This window comes from Paraburkholderia sp. Ac-20336 (assembly GCF_017105025.1).
In the GTDB taxonomy this organism is placed as follows: Bacteria; Pseudomonadota; Gammaproteobacteria; order Burkholderiales; family Burkholderiaceae; genus Paraburkholderia.
In genome coordinates this window covers 1-9633 of the sequence record NZ_JAAGPS010000187.1, presented here as the reverse complement: position 1 = coordinate 9633, position 9633 = coordinate 1, and the positions used below count along the sequence as shown (strand labels likewise).

Genomic DNA, 9633 nt, shown 5'->3' with positions numbered 1-9633 from the left:
CCGCTCGCCGCCGTGCATGGCGCGCGCGATCCGGTGTGTCCGCGCGGCAATCTGCGGCGTCTCGGGCGCGCGGTTCCCGAGGCGCGGCTCGAATACGTGAGCGCGGCCGGTCATCTCGCGAGCAATCCCGCGCTGCATGCGCGCGTCGCGCAGGCGCTCGCCGCGATGTTCATTCCAACCGTCGAAGAGGGGCGCGGCATGCGTCGTGCGGCATGAAGATCAAGGTACTCGGCTCGTCGGCGGGCGGCGGCTTTCCGCAATGGAACTGCAATTGCCGCAATTGCGACGGCGTACGGCGCGGCACGCTGAAGGCCACGCGCCGCACGCAGTCGTCGATCGCGGTCAGCGCGAACGGCGAGGACTGGCTGCTCGTCAACGCCTCGCCCGATCTGCTCGCGCAGATCGCCGCGCATCCCGAGCTGCAGCCGGCTCGCCGCGCGCGCGACAGCGGCATCGCCGCCGTGCTCGTGATCGACGCGCAGATCGATCACGTGACCGGCCTGCTGATGCTGCGCGAGCGCGACACGCCGCTGCCGCTCTACGCAACCGACGCGGTATGGCAGGACCTCGGCTCCGGCTTTCCGGTCGCGCCGATTCTGTCGCACTACTGCGGCGTCGAGCATCGCCGCATCGCGCTCGACGGCGCGCCGCTCACGGTCGAGGCCCTGCGCGGCATCCGCATCGACGCGCTGCCGCTCTCGAGCAAGGCACCGCCCTATTCGCCGCACCGTCACGCGCCCGAGCGCGGCGACAACATCGGGCTCGTGCTGACGAACCTGCAATCGGGCCAGCGCGTGTTCTACGCGCCGGGCCTCGGCGCGATCGAGGAACACGTGCTCGCGGCGATGCGCGAGGCCGATCTGCTGCTCGTCGACGGCACGCTATGGACCGGCGACGAAATGATCCGCCTCGGCCTGTCGAAGAAAACCGCCGCCGACATGGGGCATCTGCCGCAGACCGGCGCGGGCGGCATGATCGAAACGCTGGACTCGCTCGACGCGCATCGCCCCAGCCAGCGCGGCGCGCGGCGCAAGGTGCTGATCCATATCAACAACACGAATCCGATTCTCGTCGAGGACGGTCCCGAGCGCCGTGTGCTCGGCGAGCGTGGCATCGAGGTGGCTTATGACGGCATGAGTTTCGAACTGTGAAGCCTGCGACTGCGCGGCGCGCGAGTGCGCAATTGCGGCTGCAGCGGCAATGACGAATGCAAGGCAATGCGGTAACGAGGCGCGGCAGTGAACGACCATAAAACAAACGGAGACGGCATGAACGCGAAGGACATCCACGACACGACAACAGCCCCACGCGATGCGATTGCAACGGCAACCTTGGGCGCCGACAAGCCCGCCTGGAGCCACGAGGAATTCGAGGCGCAGTTGCGCGCGAAAGGCACCGCGTATCACATTCATCATCCGTTCAACGTGAAGATGAATAGCGGCGGCTGTTCGCGCGAGCAGATTCGCGGCTGGGTCGCGAACCGTTTCTACTATCAGATCAATATTCCGCTCAAGGATGCGGCCGTGCTGTCGAACTGCCCCGATCGCGACACGCGCCGTCGCTGGGTGCTGCGGATTCTCGATCACGACGGCTACGACGGCGCCGAAGGCGGCATCGAAACCTGGGCGCGTCTCGCGGATGCGGTCGGCCTCACGCGCGACGAACTGTGGTCGCTCGAACACGTCACGCCGGGCGTGCGCTTCGCCGTCGATGCCTATGTCAATTTCGCGCGCCGCGCGCCGTGGCAGGAATCGGTCTGCTCGTCGCTGACCGAGATGTTCGCGCCGCAGGTGCATCGCGACCGGCTCGCAAGCTGGCCCGAGCATTACCCGTGGATCGACGCCGAGGGCCTCGCCTATTTCCGCTCGCGCATTTCGCTCGCGCAGCGCGACGTGCAGCACGGGCTCGAAGTCACGCTCGCGTATTTCACGCGACGCGAGCAGCAGGAGCGCGCGCTCGAAATCCTGCAATTCAAGCTCGACATTCTGTGGACCATGCTCGACTCGATCGAGAAGGCGTTTCCGCAATGAACGACTCGACACGCGCAGAGAGCGCCACCGAAGCATCGACACAAAGCGGCAGCGAAGCCGCCCTGCCGCTGACGATTGCAAAGCCGTTCCGTCTGCAATGGGAAGCCGCGCAGAACGCGCACGTGCTGCTCTATCCCGAGGGCATGGTGAAGCTCAATCAGAGCGCCGGCGAAATTCTCAAACGCTGCGACGGCACGCGCGACCTCGACACGCTGATCGCCGAACTGGAACAGGCGTTCAACGCGACCGGAATCGGCACCGAGGTACGGGCTTTCATCGCCGACGCGCACCGGCGCGGCTGGCTGGAGTAGCGCGATGACCGATCTTTCGCAACCCTCGGTGCAGCCCGCTGCACAACCCGTGGCACAACCCGCCGCCGGGCCCGGCGCGCAACCCGGCCAGAGCGCCGCCAGCGTGCCGCCGCCGCTCTGGCTGCTCGCCGAACTGACCTATCGCTGCCCGCTGCATTGCGCATTCTGCTACAACCCGCTCGACTACACCGACCACCATCGCGAACTCAGCACCGCGCAATGGCTCGACGTGCTGCGCGACGCGCGCGCGCTCGGCGCGGTGCAGCTCGGCTTTTCGGGCGGCGAGCCGCTGGTGCGCGACGACCTCGAAGTGCTCGTCGAGGAAGCGCACCGGCTCGGCTTCTACACGAACCTCATCACCTCCGGCGTCGGTCTCACCGAGCAACGTCTCGGCGCACTGAAGGCCGCCGGGCTCGATCACATCCAGTTGTCGTTCCAGGATTCGACCCAGGAACTCAACGACTTCCTGAGCAGCACGCGCACGTTCGAACTAAAACAGCGCGTCGCCGCCGCGCTGAAGCGGCACGGCTTTCCGATGGTGATGAACTGCGTGCTGCATCGCTATAACCTGCCGCATGTCGACAAAATCATCGAGATGGCGCTCGCGCTCGGCGCCGAATATCTCGAACTCGCGAACACGCAGTACTACGGCTGGGCGCGCGAGAACCAGGCGCAACTGATGCCGGCGCGCGAGCAGCTCGAAGAAGCCGAGGCGGTGGTTGCGCGCTATCGCCGCACGCATGGCGAGCGCTGCAAGATTTTCTTCGTCGTGCCCGACTACTTCGAGACCCGCCCGAAGCGCTGCATGAACGGCTGGGGCGCGGTGTTTCTCGGCGTCGCGCCCGACGGCGCCGCGCTGCCGTGCCACGCGGCACGCGGCCTGCCCGGCCTCGCGCTGCCGAACGTGAAGGACACGCCGCTGCGCGAGATCTGGTACGACAGCGACGCATTCAACCGCTTTCGCGGCCTGAGCTGGCTCAAGGAACCGTGCCGCAGTTGCGAGGAAAAGGAACACGACCTCGGCGGCTGCCGCTGCCAGGCCTATCTGCTCACGGGCGACGCGGCCAATGCCGACCCCGTGTGCGACAAGTCGCCGTTTCACGAGCGCGTGGTCAAGGTCGTGCAACGCGCGGCGTCGGCAGCCGGGGCGGAGGCAATCGCCGCACGCGAGCAGCCGATCCTGTTTCGCCACGACGCCAACTCGCGCAGGCTCGCGGCCGCAGCCCGCGAGCCCGGCGGCGACCACGGAGCACAACCATGACGACCGACCTGATCTCCGTTCTGCTCGTCGACGACCATGCGGTCGTGCGCGAAGGCTACCGGCGGCTGCTCGAACTGAATTCCGACGTCGAGGTCTGCGGCGAGGCCGCCGATGCTGCGCTCGCTTATCAGCGCTTCTGCGCGCTGCGGCCCGACGTGGTCGTGATGGACGTATCGCTGCCCGGCGCGAGCGGCATCGAGGCGATGCGGCGCATGCTCGCGCGCGAGCCCGACGCGCGCGTGCTGATCTTCAGCGTGCATGAGGACTCGATCTTCGTGCGCCGCGCGCTCGATGCCGGCGCGCTCGGCTACGTGACCAAGGCCAGCGCGCCCGACGTGCTCGTCGAGGCGGTGCGCTCGGTCGCGCGGCGCGCGGGTTATCTGAGCCCGGACATCTCGCAGGCGCTCGCGATGCGCAACGCGTTCAACGAGGGGCCGCCGGGGCGGCAGTTGTCGGCGCGCGAGTTCGAGGTGCTGCGTCTGCTCGTGCAGGGCTATACGCTGCCGAGCATCGCCGAGAAGCTGGGCCTAAGCCAGAAGACGGTGGCGAACCATCAATCGGTGATCCGCCAGAAGTTCGGCGCCGACAACGGCGTGCAGCTCGCCCAGATGGCGAGCCGCCTCGGGCTTCAGTTCACGGGCTCGGCCAGCCCCGCGTGAGCGGGCACGCGCGCGCAGAACAGAAAGCCGCCCTGCGGCTCGCTCGCCACGTGGAATTCACCGCCGAGCGCCTCGACGCGCTCGCGCATGCCGATCAGCCCGAGCCCCGCGCGCGGCTGCGTCAGATCGACGCCGGGGCCGTCGTCGGCCATCGTCACGACGATCTCGTCGATCCGGCCTGAAGTGCTACCCGCATTACCCGCGCTACCCGCACCGCCTTCGCCACGTTCGTCGCCTTCGACACCTTCGCGCGGCGCGCGCACCATGAACAGCTCCACCCGCGAGCGGCGCGCGAACTTCGACACGTTGGTCAAGCCTTCCTGCACGAGCCGATACAGCGTGATGGTCAGCGCATCGCTCAAGCCGCTGAAGTCCCCTTCGATGGTCACGGAAAACGACGCCTCGGGCAGCCGCTCGCGCCAGCCGTCGACGCAATGTTCGAGCGCGCTCGGCAGGCCGAATTCGTCGAGGCCGATCGGCCGCAGGCGACGGATCATGCCGCCGATCTCGCGGTACACGTGGCTCGCGCTTTGAATCAAGCCGAGCGACACGCGATGAATCTCCGGCTCGCGCTCCTTCGCGAGATCGCGGATGCGCGCGGCGTCGAGCGAGATCGCATTGAGGTACTGGCCCAGTTCGTCGTGCAGTTCGCGCGCCATATGGCGGCGCTCGCGCTCCTGCACCTGCAGCGCCTGATTCGCGAGTCGCCGGTTGTCGGCGAGCAGCTGTTCGGCCTGCTCTTCGAGCCTGCGCCGATAGCTCAACTCGCGACGCGCCTCGCGATAGCGGCGCCATGCGAACCACACGAGCCCGATCGACAGCACGAACAGCGTGCCCGGCAATTCGTCGAGCTGGAAGCGCTCCATGCCGCGCGTGAAGCGGTAGGCCTTCTCGCTGAGATCGAAGGTTGCGCCGAGCACGGCCGCCAGCACGGTCACGGCGACGACCCATGCGAGATCGCGGCGGATCGTCGAATGCGGCGGCGGGCGGCCGGCGGAAGATGAAGGGATCGGGTCGCTTGACATGACGCTTGCATTCTACCCAGCGCGATCGCGCGCGACCGATTTTTGCGCAGGTTTTGGGAAGCCTTCCCCGCCAGATCGGGAAAAGCTCCCGCGCGCCTTACAGGCGCGTATGCCAGGCTTGACACAGACTTCAAAGAACGCGCCGCGCGCGCACCGATAAAGCCGACAGGAGACATAACGATGAGCCTGCGATCCCTGGCACGCCGCAAACGCCGCTTCGAACGGCGGGCCGGCATCACCCTCTGTTTCGGCGGCGCGCTCGCCGCCTTGTCCGCGAATGCGTGGGCGCAGGCCGAGGCGCCGGTTGCGGCATCGGCTGCCGCCGGGTCTGCTGCGTCTGCTACATCCGCTACATCCGCTGCGTCCGCCGCAACCGTGGCAACGCCCGCCGCCGGCGACAACGCCACCGCCAACACCGCTGTGGCAACGCCCACCACGACCCTCGCGCCGATCGTCGTGGTCGGCACCACGCCGCTGCTCGGCATCGGCACGCCGCTCACGCAGGTGCCCGCCAACGTGCAGACGGTCCACGCCGCCGACCTCGAACGGCAGCGGCGTCAGACGCTCACCGATTACCTCGCGGCGAACCTGCCGAGTGTCAGCATCGCCGATGCGCAGGGCAACCCGTATCAGATGAACCTGACCTATCGCGGCTTCACCGCCTCGCCGCTGCTCGGCACGCCGCAGGGGCTGTCGGTGTTCGTCGACGGCGTGCGCGTGAACGAGCCGTTCGGCGACGTCGTGAACTGGGACCTGCTGCCGCAGCAGGCGATCAGCACGATGCAGCTGATTCCGGGCTCGAATCCGACCTACGGCTTCAACACGCTCGGCGGCGCACTCTCGATCACGACCAAGAACGGCAAGGACAACCCGGTCGGCGAGGCCGAGATATCGGGCGGCTCGTGGGGCCGCAAAGCCGCGCAGATCGAACAGGGCGGCACGATCGGCCAGAACCTCGACTACTACTTCACCGCCAACGCCGCCAACGACAACGGCTGGGCCGAGCAAAACGAGAGCCGCGTCCGCCAGGCGTTCGGCAAGCTGCGCTATACCGACGCGAATACGACGCTGTCGTTGTCGGGCGGTGCCGCCGACAACGACCTGCACGGCACGCAGACCATTCCGCGCTCGTTCCTCGGCAATCCGAAGCAGCCCTACACGTATCCCGACCAGAACCAGAACACGGTCGGCTACCTGACGCTGTCGGGCGACCACTACTTCAACGATCACGTCGAACTGAGCGGCAATGCCTATTACCGGCACTTCCGCAACACGAATACGAGCAGCAACGTCAATAACGACTACGGCTCGGTGGAAGACGATGGCGACGTCAATACGCTGCAGGCCACCAACGAGAGGTCGGTCGTCGCGACCGACAGCTACGGCGCGAGCCTGCAACTGACGCTGCTCGGCAAGCTCGGCGGCATGGAGAACCAGTTGATCGCGGGCATGGCCGTGGACGCCGCCAATTCGCGCTTCACGCAGGCCTCGCAGGACGCGGCCTTCACCGACTCGCGCGCGACGATCGGCATCGGCGATTTCGAGCAGGAGACCTACGCGAAGACGCACAACACGAGCTACGGCATCTATCTGTCGGATACGCTGTCGCTGACGCCGCACTGGTCGCTCGCGCTCGCGGGCCGCTACAACTGGGCCGAGGCCACGATCGGCGACGAAAGCGGCGAGCAGCCGAACCTGAACGGCCACCATACGTTCTCGCGCTTCAACCCGGCGGTCGGCATCAACTGGAATCCGACGCGGGCGCTGACGGCCTACGCGAGCTACAACGAGGGCATGCGCTCGCCGACCGCGATCGAACTCGCCTGCGCCGATCCGAACGCGCCGTGTTCGCTGCCGAACGACTTCATCTCCGACCCGTCGCTCGAACCGGTCATTTCGAAGACCTTCGAAATCGGCGCACGCGGCAAGCTCGGCGCGAGCACGACGTGGAGCGCCGCCGCCTACACCACGACGCTCGACAACGACATCCAGTTCATCAGCAGCAACGGCGCGGGCAGCTCGCTCGGCTTTTTCCAGAACGTCGGCCGCACGCGCCGGCAAGGCGTCGAACTGGCCGGCCAGACGCAGCTCGGACCGATCACGGTGACCGGCAGCTATAGCTACGTCGACGCGACCTACCGGTCGAGCTGGACCGAAAGCAGCCCGAGCAATTCGAGCGCGGACGACGACGGCAACATCACGGTCAAGCCGGGCAATCACATTCCGGGGATTCCCGCGACGACGGTCAAGCTGCGGCTCGACTACGCGGCCACGCCGAAATGGCGCATCGGCACGAACCTCACCTGGCGCGGCAGCGTCTACGCGCAGGGCGACGAAAACAACCAGGACGCGAACGGCAGGATTTCCGGCTACCTGCTGATCGACATGGACACCGCGTATCAGGTGACGAAGCAGGTACAGGTGTTCGCCTCGGTGACGAACCTGCTCGACAAGCGCTATGCGAGCTTCGGCGCGCTCGGCCAGAACTTCTTCACCGGCCCCAACAATACGTTCAACGGCGCGAACCCGGTCAACGAGCAGTTCGTCGGGCCGGGCGCGCCGCGCGGCTTCTGGGTCGGGATGCGCTATGCGTGGAAGTGAAGGTGTGGGGTATTGAGGCGTGGCCGCCGCGTGGCTGCTCGTCGTAGTTGTAGCGAGCGGCCGCGCGGGTTGGATCATGCGTCGCGGCGAATGGAAGCAGTCGGCTGGCGGCTAAGCGCATCCAAATGCATCGAAGCACATCGAAACGCGGCGGCGCCCGCCTGCAAACGAGCGCCGCCGCGCAAGATCGGCCGGTCAGTGCGATTCGATCGAGCCGTCGCTATGCGGATAGGTGACGATGCCCCACGCGAGCGGCAGATCGCCGATCTGCTTGAGCGGCTGATAGCTCTTCGCATCGAGCACGTAGACCGCGTCGGAGCGTCCGCACGCGACCATCAGCTTCGCGCCGTCCGGCGTGAAACTGAAGTGCCAGCAGCGCTGGCCGACCGGCACGTCGGCGAGATGCTCGTAGGTGTGGCCGTCGAACACCTGCACGGCCTTGTCGCGCGCCGCCGCGACGAACAGCCGGTTGCCGTCGGGGCCGAACGCCACGCCATAGGGGCCGAGCTTGGTGTCGACGGTCTTGACCACGTCGAACGTGTGCGCGTCGAGCACGACGAACTTGCTCAGCGACTCCAGCGTGACCACGTAGTCCTTGCCGTCGGGCGACAGCCGGATGCCGCGCGGCCGGCCGCCCGCCGCGAGCTTCACGGTCCTGACCGGCGCGCCGGTGCGCGCGTGATAGACCGATACCGTGTCGTCGCCTTCGTTCGTGACGAGCATCGTCTGACCGTCGCGCGAGAACTCGATGCCTTCGGTTTCGTGGCCGCTCGTCACCGAGCGGATCACTCGCCAGTCTTTCATGTCGACGATCGCGATCTCGGCGGGCGGCTTGTTGGCGTCGTCGTCATCGTTCGCGCCGGGCTTGTCGCCAGGTTTGCCGTCCGCCTGCGCTCCCGGCGGCCCGCCGCTCTCGCCCGGTTCGTAGGTCACGTACGCATAGCCGTTGTGCACCCGCACATACTCGGGGTTCTTGCCGATCTTCACGCGCTTGACGACCTTGCCCGTGGCGGTGTCGATCACCGCGAGGTCGCCGGTGTTCTTGTTGGCGACCAGCAGGCGCGTGCCGTCCCGGTTCAGGCTCAGGCCGCGCGGGCCGTCCGCGCCGACCGGAAAGGTCTGCGCGAGCGTCATCTGATCGAGGTCGATCACGCCGACGCCGGCCTTCTCGCTCGTCACGTAGGCAAGCGGCGCGGCCGCGGCATACGCGGCGCCCGTGCCGAGCGCGAACGCGACGGCCAGCGCGATGGAACGGCAGGGTTTTCTGGTGAGGATAGGTGTCTCCGGCATTGTGGTACTCCGTGGTGAAATCGCTGTGCCGCGATGGCGCGCGTCATCGATTCAAAGTACCGCACCGGGCGATTGTTTGACAACGCAATCGGGCGGGAGAATTTCCCGAATTGCTCGGCGCCAGCGCGCAGCCGGTTCTAAAACGCGGGGCGCGAGAGGACAATGAACGCGGAGGTGGCAGCGATGTTGCAAGCCGTCATGGCAAACCCCGCGAACCGCGGCAACGCGATGAATTCAGTGACGAATTCCGCGCCGGACTACCGGCGTGCCGCGCTCGTGCTCGGCGCCGTGATCGTCGCGCATCTGACGCTGCTCGCGTTGACGCTCGCGGCGCGCAACAGCATGGTCGAGCGCCGGGTCGAGCCGCGCACGATCACCGCCGTGTTGCTGAGCCCCGAACCGGAGCCGGTGACGCCCGCTGCCGCGCCGGCCGGGCCAACCAGGCCCGCCGTACCC

8 protein-coding genes and 2 pseudogenes are annotated in these 9633 nt (G+C 67.2%); 8 read left to right on the top strand and 2 right to left on the bottom strand.

What is annotated here, in order from left to right; translation table 11 throughout:
• The 6 genes and pseudogenes from GXB81_RS29150 to GXB81_RS29125 all read left to right on the top strand — a co-directional run.
• Window positions 1-216 (top strand): annotated as a pseudogene (locus GXB81_RS29150) (prolyl aminopeptidase); the annotation flags it as partial.
• Window positions 213-1151, top strand: a complete 939-nt coding sequence (gene pqqB / locus GXB81_RS29145; protein WP_205991026.1) for a pyrroloquinoline quinone biosynthesis protein PqqB — start codon at window positions 213-215, stop codon at window positions 1149-1151. The pseudogene GXB81_RS29150 and the gene pqqB, both read left to right, overlap by 4 nt.
• A 117-nt stretch (window positions 1152-1268) precedes the next feature.
• Window positions 1269-2030, top strand: a complete 762-nt coding sequence (gene pqqC, locus GXB81_RS29140) for a pyrroloquinoline-quinone synthase PqqC (protein ID WP_167285787.1) — start codon at window positions 1269-1271, stop codon at window positions 2028-2030.
• Window positions 2027-2341 (top strand): pyrroloquinoline quinone biosynthesis peptide chaperone PqqD, encoded by a 315-nt coding sequence (gene pqqD / locus GXB81_RS29135; protein WP_167285788.1) that lies wholly within the window; start codon window positions 2027-2029, stop codon window positions 2339-2341. The genes pqqC and pqqD overlap by 4 nt, the downstream gene beginning before the upstream one ends.
• A 4-nt stretch (window positions 2342-2345) precedes the next feature.
• Window positions 2346-3602, top strand: coding sequence for a pyrroloquinoline quinone biosynthesis protein PqqE (gene pqqE / locus GXB81_RS29130; protein WP_205991025.1), 1257 nt, complete (start codon window positions 2346-2348; stop codon window positions 3600-3602).
• A complete protein-coding gene (locus GXB81_RS29125) occupies window positions 3599-4261 on the top strand; it encodes a response regulator transcription factor (protein WP_167039395.1) in 663 nt (220 codons plus the stop codon). The genes pqqE and GXB81_RS29125 overlap by 4 nt, the downstream gene beginning before the upstream one ends.
• Here the strand turns inward: GXB81_RS29125 and GXB81_RS29120 are convergent.
• Window positions 4231-5286 carry a histidine kinase gene (locus tag GXB81_RS29120; RefSeq protein WP_205991024.1) on the bottom strand — a complete coding sequence of 352 codons (1056 nt, stop codon included), beginning with the start codon at window positions 5284-5286 and terminating at the stop codon, window positions 4231-4233. The genes GXB81_RS29125 and GXB81_RS29120 overlap by 31 nt on opposite strands.
• A 180-nt stretch (window positions 5287-5466) precedes the next feature.
• On the opposite strand from GXB81_RS29120, the gene GXB81_RS29115 reads away from it, so the two are divergent.
• Complete coding sequence (locus GXB81_RS29115; RefSeq protein ID WP_205991023.1) at window positions 5467-7887, top strand: TonB-dependent receptor; 2421 nt, start codon at window positions 5467-5469, stop codon at window positions 7885-7887.
• 195 nt (window positions 7888-8082) lie between these two features.
• On the opposite strand, the gene GXB81_RS29110 is transcribed toward GXB81_RS29115, so the two are convergent.
• Complete coding sequence (locus tag GXB81_RS29110) at window positions 8083-9177, bottom strand: beta-propeller fold lactonase family protein (RefSeq protein WP_205991022.1); 1095 nt, start codon at window positions 9175-9177, stop codon at window positions 8083-8085.
• Window positions 9178-9375: 198 nt separating this feature from the next.
• Between GXB81_RS29110 and GXB81_RS29105 the strand changes: the two are divergent.
• Window positions 9376-9633, top strand: a pseudogene (locus GXB81_RS29105) (hypothetical protein); the annotation flags it as partial.